Annotated in this window: 14 protein-coding genes; 2 read left to right on the forward strand and 12 right to left on the reverse strand. The window is 46.3% G+C overall.

Features of this window, described 5'->3' with window-relative positions; all coding sequences use genetic code 11:
• Positions 1-66: 66 nt before the first annotated feature.
• The 11 genes from QUB44_RS04325 to psbZ form a co-directional block, all read right to left on the reverse strand.
• Positions 67-690 (reverse strand): Uma2 family endonuclease, encoded by a 624-nt coding sequence (locus tag QUB44_RS04325; protein WP_333161820.1) that lies wholly within the window; start codon positions 688-690, stop codon positions 67-69.
• Between the two features lie 229 nt (positions 691-919).
• Positions 920-1558: a Uma2 family endonuclease gene (locus QUB44_RS04330; RefSeq protein ID WP_333363573.1), complete on the reverse strand. Its 639-nt coding sequence runs from the start codon at positions 1556-1558 to the stop codon at positions 920-922.
• A gap of 446 nt (positions 1559-2004) precedes the next feature.
• Positions 2005-3027, reverse strand: a complete 1023-nt coding sequence (locus QUB44_RS04335) for an ATP-binding protein (protein WP_333363576.1) — start codon at positions 3025-3027, stop codon at positions 2005-2007.
• Positions 3028-3044: 17 nt separating this feature from the next.
• The gene (locus tag QUB44_RS04340; RefSeq protein ID WP_333363579.1) at positions 3045-4424 is read right to left on the reverse strand and encodes an ATP-grasp domain-containing protein; all 1380 of its coding nucleotides are present in this window, start codon (positions 4422-4424) and stop codon (positions 3045-3047) included.
• A 240-nt stretch (positions 4425-4664) separates the two neighbouring features.
• Positions 4665-4751 carry a hypothetical protein gene (locus QUB44_RS04345; protein ID WP_333363800.1) on the reverse strand — a complete coding sequence of 29 codons (87 nt, stop codon included), beginning with the start codon at positions 4749-4751 and terminating at the stop codon, positions 4665-4667.
• A 115-nt stretch (positions 4752-4866) separates the two neighbouring features.
• Positions 4867-6258: an ATP-grasp domain-containing protein gene (locus QUB44_RS04350; RefSeq protein WP_333363581.1), complete on the reverse strand. Its 1392-nt coding sequence runs from the start codon at positions 6256-6258 to the stop codon at positions 4867-4869.
• Positions 6259-6489: 231 nt separating this feature from the next.
• Positions 6490-7293: a class I SAM-dependent methyltransferase gene (locus QUB44_RS04355; protein ID WP_333363584.1), complete on the reverse strand. Its 804-nt coding sequence runs from the start codon at positions 7291-7293 to the stop codon at positions 6490-6492.
• Between the two features lie 2 nt (positions 7294-7295).
• The gene (locus tag QUB44_RS04360) at positions 7296-8534 is read right to left on the reverse strand and encodes a sedoheptulose 7-phosphate cyclase (RefSeq protein WP_333363587.1); all 1239 of its coding nucleotides are present in this window, start codon (positions 8532-8534) and stop codon (positions 7296-7298) included.
• Between the two features lie 487 nt (positions 8535-9021).
• On the reverse strand, positions 9022-9162 hold the full coding sequence (locus QUB44_RS04365) for a hypothetical protein (RefSeq protein WP_333363590.1): 141 nt from the start codon (positions 9160-9162) through the stop codon (positions 9022-9024).
• Positions 9163-9317: 155 nt separating this feature from the next.
• Positions 9318-9908: a 6,7-dimethyl-8-ribityllumazine synthase gene (gene ribH / locus QUB44_RS04370; protein WP_333363594.1), complete on the reverse strand. Its 591-nt coding sequence runs from the start codon at positions 9906-9908 to the stop codon at positions 9318-9320.
• 212 nt (positions 9909-10120) lie between these two features.
• A complete protein-coding gene (gene psbZ, locus QUB44_RS04375; RefSeq protein WP_015177377.1) occupies positions 10121-10312 on the reverse strand; it encodes a photosystem II reaction center protein PsbZ in 192 nt (63 codons plus the stop codon).
• 316 nt (positions 10313-10628) lie between these two features.
• Here psbZ and QUB44_RS04380 point away from each other — a divergent pair, with 316 nt between their 5' ends.
• Complete coding sequence (locus QUB44_RS04380) at positions 10629-13577, forward strand: CBS domain-containing protein (RefSeq protein ID WP_333363596.1); 2949 nt, start codon at positions 10629-10631, stop codon at positions 13575-13577.
• Positions 13578-13709: 132 nt separating this feature from the next.
• Positions 13710-13985 (forward strand): DUF2127 domain-containing protein, encoded by a 276-nt coding sequence (locus QUB44_RS04385; RefSeq protein WP_333363599.1) that lies wholly within the window; start codon positions 13710-13712, stop codon positions 13983-13985.
• Between the two features lie 669 nt (positions 13986-14654).
• On the opposite strand, the gene QUB44_RS04390 is transcribed toward QUB44_RS04385, so the two are convergent.
• Positions 14655-14999: a DUF4870 domain-containing protein gene (locus tag QUB44_RS04390; protein ID WP_333333688.1), complete on the reverse strand. Its 345-nt coding sequence runs from the start codon at positions 14997-14999 to the stop codon at positions 14655-14657.
• Positions 15000-15016 lie beyond the last annotated feature (17 nt).

Here is a 15016-nt window from a genome sequence, read left to right on the forward strand (position 1 = left end):
ATTGTCAGGTTTTGGTGTCGTCGGAAGGCTTCGACAATCTTACGCCCTTTGCATAATTTCGACTTGCTAGTTCGGCAAGCCAGCAAGAAAAATCTTCTCTGCTGTTAAGCTCAATTCTGGAAAAGCCAGCGACTCAACATTCTCGCTTCCCCTAAACTGTTTTACCTGATACTCCCCATCTACTAGCTGGTAAATCGAGAGAGTGGGTTGTTTGGGATTGCCGATAAACTTGCGACCGCCTAAACCAAGATAGTCTACAATCCAGTATTCGGGAATGCCCATTTCTTCATAGTCGGAAGCTTTGAAAAAATAATCATCCCGCCAGTTCGTACTGACCACCTCTACAGCTAGTCGCACCGAAGAGCCCATCGTGATGACTGATTCTTTTTTCCAGCGCGGTTCGCTTGCAAGTGCGGTTCGGTCTAGGACAATTACATCTGGCTGGTAGCCAGATTCGTTACGCGCCAGCTTGAGCAAGCAATCACCAGGGATTGAGTAAGGCAATTGCAGTCGCCTGATTTCAAAATTGATTTCGCCCGAAATGAAACCTGTAACGTCGGAATGGTCGCCAGTTCCTAAAGGCATTTCAACAATTACTCCATTGTGTAGTTCGTACTTGTGGACAGAGTTCTCTGGATACCAAGCAACGAACTCATCAAACGTGATTGTTTTGGATATGGTTTGGATCATGTTGCGGTTTCCTCTGTCTGGCGATTAGTATGCGGAAAGCTCAAATATTACAAAAGGATTACAGGCAACGTTGCCTCTAATCCTTGACAAATTAAACTGTAGCTGATATAATTTCGATCGACCGTCCTGACAAAACAGCACTTGGTACAAAACGCCGATTTGTCACAAAATTGGTGTCCTTTTGTACCCATTTGATATCCTTTTGATACCCGATCGCCCCCCACTCCTTCTAGCTCGGCTCGGTTAAGGGCAGACCGCCTCGAAAAATCAACTCGGCAGTCAACCTCAACTCTGGGAAAGCCAGCGATTCAACTCGGTCATCTCCCCGAAACTGGCTGATTTGATACTCGCCGTCAACCAACTGGCAAACCGAGAGCGTGGGTTGCTTGGGAGTGCCGATGAACTTGCGACCGCCCAAACCAAGGTAGTCCACAATCCAGTATTCGGGGATGCCCATTTCTTCGTAGTCAGCGAATTTGAGATGGTAATCGTCCCGCCAGTTGGTACTGACGACCTCTACAGCCAGTCGCACCGAAGACCCCATCGTGATGATGGATTCCGTATCCCAGCGCGGTTCTCTCTGGCGCAGAGCTGCTTCGTCTAGGACAACTGCGTCTGGCAGGTAGCCCGCCTCGTTGCGGACGGGTTTGAGCAGGCAGTCGCCGGGGATGGAATAAGGTAAGGAGCGGCGGTCAATTTCGATTGATAGTTTTGAACGGATGAAACCTGTAACGCGGGAATGACGGCCGGTTCCTAAAGGCATTTCAACAATTACTCCATTGTGTAGTTCGTACTTATGGACAGAGTTCTCTGGATACCAAGCAACGAACTCATCAAACGTGATTGTTTTCGATATGGTTTGGATCATGTTGTGGTTTCCTCTGTCTGGTGATTAGTATGCGAAAAGCTAGAAGATGACACAAGTCTTTTCCGTAAAATACGGAAAAGACTTGACATAGGAAGTGAAGTTTGCTATTTTATGTGACCCACAATGTCAAAATACCGATCGCGCCGATCAACTGAATCTGAAATTAGTATCTAGGCGATCGACCGTTGTGAGCGAACGCACTCGATTAGAACAAATCTGCTGAGATTGACAAAGTGCGATCGTCATTTCAGAAATTTTGTGATGTTTTAGCTACTCTTATCCCGAACTTAGGTTAAGTTATGTCCTTCAAATTCTCCCATTGCTCCAACTCGAGCAGGATCAGCTAACACAACCCAACTTTTACCTGGAAACACCGATAAGTCAGCAAATTGCTGGGTTGATCAATCTTGAAAAGTTTGAGTCATTAGTTTCATCCTCACATTTATTTATATTAAGGCATTTTGCAGCATACTCTGAAACAAAGTATCCAGAGAAATTCCTGATGCTTTGGCCATAACCGCAATCACGCTTTTTTCGGCCAAACAACAGTACAGCCCCGCTTCTAAGAACCAAGGTTTTCCATCGGGGTCGATGCGAAAATCAAATAAACTGTAGTGGCGACAGCCCAAAGCGATGTGGCATTTTCTGGCCTCGGCCCAAACTCTCTCCGTAATCGGATCGCTCTTGTCAACTACCCACGGCCTGGTACTATTTTTAGTGGAACCAGTCAAGCTACCATCGTCATTTTGTTGGAGCTTATCGGCATAAGTCCGAATCGGTTGGGTATCAGGATCTACAGGATACTCTTCCAGCGGCAAACAGACTAACTCGCCAGCTTGGACAATAATCCCACAGCGAACTTCTCTACCCAATTCAATGAATTTTTCTACTAGCACTTCCTCTGAATGAGTCAATGCTGTCTGCAAAGCCGCATCATAGTCAGCAGCATTTTTAACTAAGGCAACTCCCAGAGAATTATCCGCATTCAGTGGCTTTACCACCACCGGAAAATCAATTGAAGGTCTCACGCCCGCGCGGACAACTTCTCCCAACGGTACGCTTACCCCAGCCGCCGCTACTACTGCCCTAGCCTTCGCTTTGTCAGCAGTCAGTGCCATCACCTCTGGGGTATTACCCACATAAGGAATATTCAGCAAATCGAACAAGCTACGGTATTGAGTCATGCCGGGGATGCAAAACATCTGCGGTACCATTACGTCAATCTTTAGCTGTGTCAGCACCTGTAAAGCGTCCGCTAGAGACATGGGATTAGCGGCCGCGATCGCACTCGGATCGAGAGAGGTGGGAAAACGCCATTGGCCACCGGGAGAAATATAGGCTATATGAAATTCATAGAGTGCTGGATTAGCAGTTTGCTCCAGACAATATGGGGCATAAAAGCGCGACAATTTATCGTAAAATTCACTGTCTGCCGCTCCGACTAAATGCAAAATCCGTAATACTGACATACTCAATCTCCCCCTATTTACAGAAGTATTCCACTATGAAAATAAATTTTAATCCACTCTTTCGGCTGACGCAAATTTCCCCATAACAACAAGGGAATGTGCCAATGATGCACCATGAAAAACGGTAGCGGATCGTCCCACTCGAAGATGGCATCTTTGCCTTGGGCGATAATTTTTAACCGCTCAGAAACTAGCTTGGGCGACCACAAATGAGTCACCAATCGCCAAATTTCCTGGTAAATCCAGTAAGTCGGGCGACTAGATGCCAAAGGCTGCACTGTCTGCGGTAAAGGGTCCGGTTCCAAATAAGCTTTTGCCACATCGGGATGGTTGTAAAACATCGTGATGGCTGTATGGGTGCGCGGGTTGCATTCGATCGCGTAAATCTCTCCATCATCCGCCGCTTCAATGAAATCAAAAGAAACTTGTCCTGTCAGATTGAGACTCTTGGCAAACTGACGAATCCAATTTTCGATATCCGGGCGATCGACATTCTGGTAATTGAGCTGAAACGCCGATGATTTGCAGCAACAGTGCAACTGAAGATGACCGTTACGAACTGTACTGTGAGTGCAGTATTCTTGCCCTGGAATATACTCTTGCATAATCCAAGGTTTACTCTCGGAAATTGGTAATGAGTTGACAAAAGCGGCTGTTTCTGCTGGGGTCGCGCAGGGTAACTTAGTGAGATCAAACCTGTGGACACAATCGTAGGGAATACTTTTGAGAATATATGGACGCTGTGCGTCACTAAAATCAAAATCGATTACTTGCTGGGGATTAGTAATTCGGTAGGACTTCGGAACTCGCAGCCCCAACGCTTTGGCGGCGGTGGTCAACTCATACTTATCATCCAAACGTTGCAGAGTTTCGACATCTAGCTGCATTACCGTACAGTGAGGAGAAAGTACCTTTTTGGCTTTGGCATCGTAGTAACTGCCCTCTGGACTACTGACGGGAACGTAAACATTAACTCCCTCTTGTTGGACAATTTTTAAGAGTGCTTGAGGGTATTCCTCTGCCTGGAGACTTGGTACTGTGTAAAAGCGATCGACTGCCCAAGAGTATCGATTACCCATCAGCCTGTATTCGTGGGTTTCAACCAAAATTACCCGATGACCGGCCTTATGGAACGATCTCGCTAGCTGTAATGCTTTGGTCGTCTTGCCGCCGTTAATCAAAATCGTTTGGGGAGACTCGGCGATCGTTCGAGACTGAAACGGTTTGATGATGATGGATCTCAGTATGGCGATCGCTGTTAAAGCGAGATTCAGGGGCAGTACCAATAGCAGCAAAATGAAGGTTGCTATGGTTTTGACTGCTGTCTGGAAGCGCCTAGAAGCCTCGTTTGTTTCCTGTTCAGATGGCATCGCTGCCGTTGAAACTGTTTCCATCATAATTTTTTTACTAAGTAACTACTCTAATTAGCGGCGGTTTTTGAATGATTAAACCGCTGTTGAAGCTACGCAGGCGCATAGTCTCCATAAAAGATAGATGAATCATGCCTATGAAGCGCGGATTTGATATTACGCACGGGTGGTTAAAAACCGGGTTTTTTGACATCGGACGTGGTTACAGCCCGCCGAATAGGGCAAAAAACCCGGTTTCTTTGGTTTTGACGCGTAAGTTTTGGTCTACTAAACGCGCCTAATTAAAGTCAATCCATCTCTGGGCGGCAGTAACACTTGCTCTACGCGCGGATCGTCAACTAGAGCCTGGTTGATGTCAGATAAGGGCTATCAATTGCTAGTCCGAGGCGACTCATTAACCCTGATAAATCACAGTAAAAATCGCTAACTGCCGAGCCGAATAAATGCAAAACCCGTAATACTGACATACTCACTCTCCCCCTATTTCCACAAGTTCGCCAATATTAAAATCAATCCCAATCCACCCATTCGGCTTCTGTAAATCTCCCCATAACAACAAGGGAATGTGCCAATGATGCACCATCAAAAACGGCAGCGGATCGTCCCACTCGAAGATGGCATCTTTGCCTTGCGCGATTATTTGTAACCGCTCATAAACTAGCTTGGGCGACCACAAATGAGTCACCAATCGCCAAATTTCATGGTAAATCCAGTAAGTCGGGCGACTCGATGGCAAAGGCTGCAGTGTCTGTGGTAAAGGGTCTGGTTCCAAATAAGCTTTTGCCACATCGGGATGGTTGTAAAACACCGCGATGGCTGAATGGGTGCGCGGGTTGCATTCGATCGCGTATATCTCTCCATCATCCGCCGCTTCAATGAAATCAAAAGAAACTTGTCCTGTCAGATTGAGACTCTTGGCAAAGTGACGAATCCAATTTTCGATATCCGGGCGATCGACATGCTCGTAATTTATCTGAAACGCCGACGATTTGCAACAACAATGCAACTGAAGATGACCATCACGAACTGTACTGTGAGTGCAGTATTCTTGCCCTGGAATATACTCTTGCATAATCCAAGGTTTACTCTCGGAAATTGGTAAAGATTTCACAAACGCGGCCGTTTCTGCTGGGGTCGCGCAGGGTAACTTCGTCAGGTCTAACCTGCGAATAGAATCGTAGGGAATACTTTTGAGAATATATGGACGCTGTGCGTCACTAAAATCAAAATCGATTACTTGCTGGGGATTAGTAATTCGGTAGGACTTCGGAACTCGCAGCCCCAACGCTTTGGCGGCTGTTGCCATCTCATATTTATTATCCAAACGTTGCAGAGTTTCGACATCTAGCTGCATTACCGTACAGTGAGGAGAAAGTACGCTTTTGGCTTTGGCATCGTAGTAACTGCCGCCTGCACTAGTGACGGGAACGTAAACATCAACTTTCTCTTGTTGGACAATTTTTAAGAGTGCGTGAGGGTATTCCTCTGTCTGGGGATTTGGTACTATGTAAAAGCGATCGACTGCCCAAGAGTAACGATGACCTGTCAGCCAGTATTTGTGGGTTTCAAACAAAATTACCCGATGACCGGCCTTATGGAACGATCGGGCTAGCTGCAATGCTTTGGTTCTCTTGCCGCCGCCGACCAAAATCGTTTGGGGAGAGTCCGCGATCGCTCGAGACTGAAACGGTTTGATGATGATGGATCTCAGTAGGGCGATCGCAGTTAAAGCGAGATTCAGGGGCAGTACCAATAGCAGCAAAATTAAGGTTGCTATGGTTTTGACTGTCTGGAAGGGACTATTCGTCGCGTTTGTTTCCTGTTCAGATGGCCTCGCTGCCGTTGAAACTGTTTCGATCATAATTTTTTACTAAGTAAATACTCTAATTAGCGGTGGTTTTTGAATGATTAAACCGCTTTTGAAGCTACGCAGGCGCAGTCCAGAACTGAGAGATGAATCATGCCGATGAAGCGCGGATTTGATATGACGCACGGGTGGTTAAAAACCGGGTTTTTTGACATCGGACTTCGTTACAGCCCGCCTGGGCAAAAAACCCGGTTTTTTTGGTTTTGACGCGTAAGTTTTGTTCTACTAAACGCGCCTAATTAAAGTCAATCCATCTCTCAGCGGCAGTAACACTTGCTCTACGCGCGGATCGTCAACTAGAGCCTGGTTGAATTTGGCGATCGCCACTCCGTTCTCAGTAGCAGTACCCGACAAATATGGCTGTCCCTGCATTAAAGTGTTATCGACGCAGATCAAGCCATTGGGAGCCAACAGCTCCGTAGTTAGGAGTAAATTGAGATAGTCTATGTATCCAGCTTTATCGGCATCGATAAATACCAGATCGAACACTTCTCCATTAGCAGCCAATTCTTTCATGGTTTCTAGAGCCGGTGCCACCTTCACTGAGATTTTGTGACCGGCAGTAGATTCGTGAAAACACTTCTGGGCAAATTCAGCTACATAAGCATCTACTTCGCAGGCTACCACCACTCCATCCACCGGCAGTGCTTCCGCCATCGCTAGTGCTGAGTACCCGGTAAACATCCCTATTTCCAGTACGCGCTGTGCTTTGGTGAGATGGACGAGAAATTTCAGCATTTGGCCTTCGAGATGACCCGATAGCATTTCCTGTTCCAACTGCCGCACTGTCTCGCCGTCAGAGAATCGCTTACTCCAATCTTCTGATTGGGTGCGCTTCACTAACGTGGCTAAGGCAGGAGATTCCGGCGTGGTACAAAGATCCAGGTACGGATCGAGACCATTTGCCAATTCGTAGGCTTGTTGTAATTCTGCCTTGAAAGCTCGATCGAGATTATCGATTTTTTCTACTTGCGAGGCGAGACTTTCGAGTTTAGCCGCTAAAATCCCGACTGGGGTAACGGGTCTCATGGTCATACCCCGGCTGTGGAACGAGTTCCAACTTTCTGCAATACCACATACATATCCTCGCCATCGCCATGACGCGGGTAGCCCTGACAGATTTCTCGATGCACCGCTAGGGCTTCATCCAACTCAGTTCGAGTCAAATCGTTCATGAAAAAGCAGTCACCAATGGGGCATGGAGCTGCAGCGCGTTGAAGGCCATCACGGGTACGACTGATCGATGTTGTCGCTTTCCAGAGCAGTTCTGATGTGAGATAAGGGCTATCAATTGCTAGTCCGAGGCGGCTCATTAATCCTAAGATCCGATCGCGATCGGCGATCGAAATGTAGCCCCGCTGCCCAGCAATGGTGGCCGAAAAAGCCATATCGATGGCGACACTGTGGCCGTGGAACATCGGAATTTCCGGCGTTAGTTCCAGCGTCGGACTCCAGGTGTGACCATAGGCAATGACCCGATCCAAATCTAGCTCGTGGAGGTTTGGTACTTCTAAGGCCAGCATCGACTGAATCGCGTTGTAGGTTAAGCGATGGGCCACTTCGCGCAGTTCAGATGTGCCGTCTAAATAACCAAAATGGCTGTGCAGCAATGCTTCGCCGTAGTTTTCTAACAACTCGAAGATTTCTTTGTTGCCTACTACGGCGATCTTAATTAACTCTGCCATGCCGTTTCGTATTTGGTCGATCGGCAGAGTTTTCAGAAAGGAGAAATCTAAAATTACTTTCTGCGAAGCGTGGTAAGCACCGAGGCGGTTTTTCAGCTTACCGTGGTTCACAGCTACTTTGATTGCCACACTGGCATCAATCAGCCCAATTAAGGTTGTCGGTACGCGAATGTAGTTAGTCCGACGGCGATAGGATGAGCAGGCAAAACCAGCTACGTCAGTAGTCAATCCACCACCGACTACCAAAACAGGCTCCTTCCGCACGAGTCCGAAATCAACGAAGGCATCTATGATGCTTTCAAAAGTTTTTAACGTCTTATCAGGTTCCTTGATATTAACTGGAAAGACTGTTAAATCTATCTCGTGATGCTTGAAATAATCCTGCATCTGTGCACCATACAGACGATAGACTGTTTCATCTACAACCATTAAACAGCGACCGAATTGGCGGTAACTATCGGCAATCTCAGGATTCTCCAGCTTGAAAGCACCATCGACGTATAGCAGGCTGAAATCTATTTTTTCGTACCCCTCAATCTGAAAAGCTCGATCGGTAGCTGTAAAGGTAGCTTGAATGTCACCCATAAAATTTTTGCACTTTCATGTTGATAAGTAACTGTAAGTATTCAGGTAATAGCAAAAACGCTGAATCCTTTTGCAGGAAAGCTTTCTAGGCATTCGATTGACAAAATTGTCATTCGATAATATAATCTCAACAATTAATCTAGAAAGTTGTTTTCAGAGCTGTTTATTAAGAAGAGGTTAAATACTTATCGTACAGCATTTATAATGAAATCCCTGCTAGGAGCGAGTTTAGATAACCTCAATACTTACACCTCAGTTAACATAACGGATTTCTGATATTTATTCAACCTTATTCAACAAAATTCCATAATACCTCTTTGGGAATAGACGATAATCTAGCTATTCCACATTATTCAAAAGTTTAGGAGGAGATCGGTCTTTGAGAAGGTATGTGTGCTCCAGAACAGGAAGTGAATCAAATGCTGGCACTTGTCTAAATCTGAATTTGGAATTGTGGCCATTGTTGGCAAAATATGCTTTGTAGAAATTACAGTATTCGATCTGACGATACATCAGGGGCGATCGCCAAATTCGCTTCGCCCGACAGCACTTGAACAGCAGCAGACGCAGGTAATGGATCGTCAGAATTTCCGCCCAAAGCATGAACTTGACGCATCAAAGTGTTCATTTCCAATTGGCAAGATATTGGTCTAATTTGTCGATCGGCCAAGAGTGGAATTTTTACCTTGGGGGCGGGCTTCCTCATCGCCCCACAAGAGTCTTAAGATTTTTCCCGATGCAAATCTTGATGTTTTTTGAGCTTAAAAATACTGCTAAGCGAACTTACGAGGGGATTTGATCCGACGATACATCGGGGGCTATAGCCAGATTTGCTTCACCCGAAAGCACTTGAGCAGCAGATCCACTAGCTAATTGACCGTAAGAGTGTGTTCCCAAACCCTTAACTTGGCGCATCAAAGTGCCCATTTCCAAAGCACTCATCGCATAATTCCAGCCCAAATTGCTTTTAATTCCGGCCCTTTCCAAAGCTTGCTGCATCGTATCAGTCGTCACCACCCCAAAAATCACCGGCACCCCTGTCTGAAAAGCAGCAGCAGCAATTCCCTTAGCAACCTCACCAGCCACAAAATCGAAATGAGGAGTTTGGCCCCGAATTACCGCACCCAGACAAATTACCGCATCGTAGCGGTGAGAAAGAGCAGCTTGGCGGGCAACCAAAGGAATCTCAAAACTTCCCGGAACCCAATAAAAGTCCACCTGAGAGCCATGAGGATTAATATCAACCCCGTGGCGTTTCAAACAATCTTGACATCCCTCCAAAAGTTTGTTAACCACCAAATCGTTAAAACGACCGATAACAATAGCAAATCGCAAAGATTCAGTGTGAGTAAAAGTTCCCTCGAAAACAGTCATAGTGCTCTAGTTTAGGTTTTAGATTTTAGATTTTTGTTTGTGAGAAGGCAAAAGTCAGAAAGCAGCGGCATCTCATCTGAATCTCAAGTGCAAAAACATACAGGTTGCGTGGTCTGGAAAATTCCTAGCTTCTGCCGAATGCCTTTCAATAGCTGGTGAATGCCTTCATCCTTCTATCTTTTACCTTCTTTATTCGATAGACTTGGGTGAAATTAAACGACTAAAAAGTTCAATACACCCACTGCAATAACCAGCAAAAACCACAGACCAGACCCGGCATAAATCAGGGATTTAGACTGATTCCAGTTTTGGGGAGAGGCATAAGCAACTGGCACGCCAACGACCATCACAAAAGACAGCAGTACCAGACCTAGTAAAACCACTTGAAACAGAATTGATAACATCTTTTCTCCTTTCGATATAACCGTGCGTTGATCAGAAATAGTTTCCCAGAACCGAAAAAAATCTTCCAAATTCTAGTTTTTGACAGTTTCCCGATAATTGAGCGAGAAATTGTCGGTTGATTGATACGAAAGAACCAGTGCAAATCCGGGCGTTGCGCGAACAAGCGTCAGCGGCTCTTGAGATTTCGATCAATTTTATCATTGTTCGCTACACGACAGAAAACTGGAAAGGTTAACTTAAAGCCCGATCGACACATCCGGTTTCAGAGGGCGAGAAATTGCTACTGTTTGAGTTAGAGATGCGGGATTTTCGGCTATGGACTTAGTTTTGTGCCACACAACAGCAGATTTTGACGCCTTGGGCGCGGCGGTGGGACTTTGCGTGCTGCGCCCCGGTAGCAGGATCGTATTGACGGGCGGGTGTCACCCGACGGTGCGGGATTTTTTGGCGCTACACCGCGACGAGTACCCACTGATAGAACGCCGATCGGTCAATCCGCAACAAATTAGATCGATTAGTATAGTTGATGCCTCACAGCGCGATCGTTTGGGAAAAGCCGCCGAGTGGCTGGATTTGCCACACCTGAGCGAAATTGCTATTTTCGACCACCACCTAGAGGCGCATTCAGACATCCCCGCTACTGTTACGCAGATAGAAGCAGTCGGAGCCAGCACAACATTAATTGTCGAAAAGCTCAAAAATCAAGCAGAAAACAGTGACATACCCTTCCGCCTTCTGCCTTCGGAAGCAACAGTAATGGCCCTCGGCATCCACGTCGATACAGGTTCCCTTACCTTTGAGGGCGCAACTGCGCGAGATGCAATAGCTTTGGCCTGGTTGATGGAACAGGGAGCGAGTTTGGGGGTCATCGCTGAATATGTAGAACCCGGTTTGTCTCCTCAATTGCAAGATTTGTTGAGAGAAGCGCTGAATAATTTGCGATCGGAAACTTTGCACGGTTACAGCGTAGCTTGGGTGCTGCTATCTACTGAAGCTTACGTTCCCGGACTTTCTTCCCTGGCTTCTCGCTTGCTCGATTTAACTGAAACCGATGCTCTGCTGTTAGGTAATGTTTATAACTTTGGCGAAAACGAAAACAACCGCAACATCGATCCCGAATCGCCAGTTTCCAATCGATTAACTATTATCGGTCGATCGCGCATCGAAGGAACAAACCTCAGCGAATTGTTCCAACCCCTCGGCGGCGGAGGCCACGCCCGCGCCGCTTCCCTCGCCACCCGCGATGTTGACCCCCTGCTGACTTTAAATCAGTTAGCTGACGAACTCAAAACTCAAATTCCCCACCCTCCGACAGCGCGCGAATTAATGTCGTCTCCCGTGCGGAGTATTCGCCCGGAAACATCGGTGGGGGAAGCTCACCGTATCCTCCTACGTTACGGACATTCGGGGCTTTCTGTGGTCGATGCGGACGATCGACTAGCTGGCATTATCTCGCGCCGCGACATTGACATTGCCCTGCACCACGGTTTCAGTCACGCCCCGGTGAAGGGTTACATGAGTCCGCAGTTAAAAACGATCGCCCCAGATACCTTGCTGCCGGAAATTGAATCTTTAATGGTGACATACGATATCGGGCGCTTGCCAGTATTGGAAAACGGTCAACTGGTAGGAATTGTGACTCGCACTGATGTGTTGCGGGAATTGCACCAGCAAAAAGCGCGAGACAGGGGAAGTAGTGCAGAATTTTCTAATTGTCCCGTGCCCGAATCGGTTGAGCAGTTGTTGCGATCGCGCATAAGTGCCGAATTGTGGCAATTATTGTCGATCGCCGCCAATATTGCCCAAAATCGCGGCTGGCAACTTTATCTGGTTGGTGGAGCAGTCCGGGATTTACTCTTAGCCACGGATGATACACTGGCGCTAACAGATATCGATTTGGTTGTGGATGGAAAGTGCGGTTCCGACGATTCCGGTGCTGGTGTCGAGTTAGCTTCCTCGCTGCAAAAACTTTACCCAGAATCGCGTTTGGACGTTCACGGTCAATTTCAAACCGCCGCGCTTTTGTGGCACAAAGACTCTCCTTTCGGCTCCCTGTGGGTGGATATCGCTACGGCTCGTACTGAATTTTACCCTTATCCGGCTGCAAATCCAGAAGTTGAAGCGAGTTCAATTCGCCAAGATTTGTACCGCAGGGATTTTACAATTAATGCGCTGGCTGTGCGTTTGGGTGTTCCTCGCAGCGGCGAATTGTTAGATTTTTTCTGCGGTTTGCTGGATTTGGAATCGAAGCAAATTCGAGTTTTGCACGCCAATAGTTTTATCGAAGATCCGACGCGAATTTATCGCGCTGTGCGGTTTGCTGTGCGGTTGGGATTTGAAATTGAGCCGCAGACGGAAGGATACATCCGCAACGCTTTGGCTAGCGGGATTTATTACCGAATTCAGGGGGAAAACGGCCGAGCTCCGGCTTTGGAAACTCGGCTCAAAAGCGAATTAAAATACATTTTGCAAGCTCCTTACTGGAAAGTTGCTTTGCAAATGCTGGGAGATTTGCAGGCTTTGCGCTGCATTCATCCTACTTTGGAGTTGGATCGGGAGTTGTGGCGGCAACTGCGTTTGCTCGATCGATGTTTGCAAGGAAAGAAGAAGGAAGAAGGAAGTTCGGCAACGGATTCTGTAACGGATGTAAAGGAGGCCAGGAAGGAGGAGGGAAGAGGGAAAAAGAAAGAAGGAAGAGGGAAGAAAGAACAAACTATCCCCAATTTCCAATTTCCAATTCCCAATTCCCGATGCCCAATTCCCGATGCCCAATTCCCGATGCCCAATTCCCCATTTCCCATTATCAATATTCCCGATTGGCAGATGCGGCTGGAAGTTTTGATAGCTTATTTAGCGCCGGAATATCGCGGGAAGGTGGCTGCAAATCTTCAGTTACCTGCTGACAGTATTAAGCGGTTGGAAGTTTTAGAAGCCGGAAAGAACCAGTTAGCAGAGAATTTGCCTAAGTGCGAGTTGCCAAGTCAATTGGTGTTGCTGTTGAGAAATTATGAGTTGCCGGTGTTAATTGCGATCGCCCTACAAAGTCCGCGAAGTGCACGCCGCCAAATCTGGGAATATCTCACCAAATGGGCGAATGTTGAGCCGCCTTTAAATGGCAACGATTTGAAGGCTTTGGGTTATAAGCCGGGGCCTGGGTTTAAACGAATGTTGGATGATTTGTTGGCGGCGAAGTTGGATGGCGATTTGGGCGATCGGGCTGCTGCTATCTCTTTCTTAGCACAACGTTATCCTCAAACTGAGTAAGGTGCGTCAGCAGCGCGTTATTTTATCTCTACTTGATTAACTAATTGCTGACGCACTCTACTGAATTTTTAGTTTTCAATCCCAAACAGGCTAACCAGGCGATCGCACATTATTTATATTTTGATACTTAAGGTGAAAAAACAGCGCGATCCTGGTTTAATCACAATTGTCCTTTACCACAGTTTTGTTGCTTCCATCTTGACAGTAACTTCTATCGCTTTGCTTTTTGCACTGAAGAATCATCAAGTATTAGAGAAATTTGCGGCATCTTATTTGTTAAAAAGCCAAGTAAAAATTGTGGAGTTTTTATTAGATCCAGTTCTAAGTATCACGCCTCAAACCTTACTATTTAGCGGACTGGCGACCGGACTGTATGCAATTTTAACTGTGTCACGGTACTTAAGTTAGCGGTATTTATCACAAATGTAGCCATCTTATGGTATTTGCTCCACCATTTGCCGAAGCATGGTAAGGGAGCTTAAAGTTTTGATTATTCAGAGGAAACTCACTGGATTTTATAAATGTCAGCATTTTCCATTTTAATTTCATAAAATGGCTGATCAGTCAAATAAAAACCTCAATCTTTACAAAAATTTTGTGATTGTAAAGATTCGATAAAGCTACGAGGGGTTATACCCCCCATGAGTTATAGTGACATATATATAGATGCACCCTGATGGCTTTCCCGTTCCACAAGAGCGGGATTTTTATTGGAAAAATATTGTATTAAGTTTTAAAATTCCTGGTGGAGATAGAATTGGTGGACAATTTCAATAAAACGATCGCCCGATGCAAAAATAGCACAGCTAAAGCAAAAACGATGGTTCCGAGCGATCAAACATCCGCCCTAACTCTGCGAAATAACCCAAAGGCGGTAGCATAGTGTGGGAACCGACATCAATGGAAGATCAACTTAGCGTTCACAACAGCGCTGAAACAGGGCGAAGACACCATAATTAATAGTTGATTGGGCTCTAATTTTTGAAGTTTTAATGTGAGTTAGAAAACAATTAAAAACCCGGTTTCTGCTTAAAGAAATCGGGTTGTTGAAATCGATGGTGAAGCGCGATTTTGTGTCTAAACTATTCGGAAAATAAAAGGGTAGCGGTAAGGTGTGTTAGGCTCTTGCAAAACGTGGAGGATAGCCATTATTGTCAGTCCCCAATGCAGCAGATAACCTATTGGTACTAGGATAAAGCCGGCCAGACCGAAAGTGACGACAGTTAACACCACAATCACGGTGCTGTACAGCCATACATTAAGGTGAAAATTGATGGCTTCTGTGGCGTTTTCTTTGACAACGGGGTCATCTGATACTAACAATACAGCGATCGGCGCTCCGATCGAGAACACTAACGTGCTGAAAAAAATAGCCCCGTGGCACACCAGTGATAGCAGCTTCCGCTTGTCGGAGTCGTACATATTACTTTTCTTCCTTG

The organism is Microcoleus sp. AT3-D2 (assembly GCF_036705715.1).
Lineage (GTDB): Bacteria > Cyanobacteriota > Cyanobacteriia > Cyanobacteriales > Microcoleaceae > Microcoleus.

Bases quoted from the DNA above. Each gene is read 5' to 3' on its own strand.
- QUB44_RS04325 (WP_333161820.1), bottom strand. From the start codon at position 690: ATGATCCAAACCATATCCAAAACAATCACGTTTGATGAGTTCGTTGCT.
- QUB44_RS04330 (WP_333363573.1), bottom strand. From the start codon at position 1,558: ATGATCCAAACCATATCGAAAACAATCACGTTTGATGAGTTCGTTGCT.
- QUB44_RS04335 (WP_333363576.1), bottom strand. From the start codon at position 3,027: ATGTCAGTATTACGGATTTTGCATTTAGTCGGAGCGGCAGACAGTGAA.
- QUB44_RS04340 (WP_333363579.1), bottom strand. From the start codon at position 4,424: ATGATGGAAACAGTTTCAACGGCAGCGATGCCATCTGAACAGGAAACA.
- QUB44_RS04350 (WP_333363581.1), bottom strand. From the start codon at position 6,258: ATGATCGAAACAGTTTCAACGGCAGCGAGGCCATCTGAACAGGAAACA.
- QUB44_RS04355 (WP_333363584.1), bottom strand. From the start codon at position 7,293: ATGAGACCCGTTACCCCAGTCGGGATTTTAGCGGCTAAACTCGAAAGT.
- QUB44_RS04360 (WP_333363587.1), bottom strand. From the start codon at position 8,534: ATGGGTGACATTCAAGCTACCTTTACAGCTACCGATCGAGCTTTTCAG.
- QUB44_RS04365 (WP_333363590.1), bottom strand. From the start codon at position 9,162: ATGAACACTTTGATGCGTCAAGTTCATGCTTTGGGCGGAAATTCTGAC.
- ribH (WP_333363594.1), bottom strand. From the start codon at position 9,908: ATGACTGTTTTCGAGGGAACTTTTACTCACACTGAATCTTTGCGATTT.
- psbZ (WP_015177377.1), bottom strand. From the start codon at position 10,312: ATGTTATCAATTCTGTTTCAAGTGGTTTTACTAGGTCTGGTACTGCTG.
- QUB44_RS04380 (WP_333363596.1), top strand. From the start codon at position 10,629: ATGGACTTAGTTTTGTGCCACACAACAGCAGATTTTGACGCCTTGGGC.
- QUB44_RS04390 (WP_333333688.1), bottom strand. From the start codon at position 14,999: ATGTACGACTCCGACAAGCGGAAGCTGCTATCACTGGTGTGCCACGGG.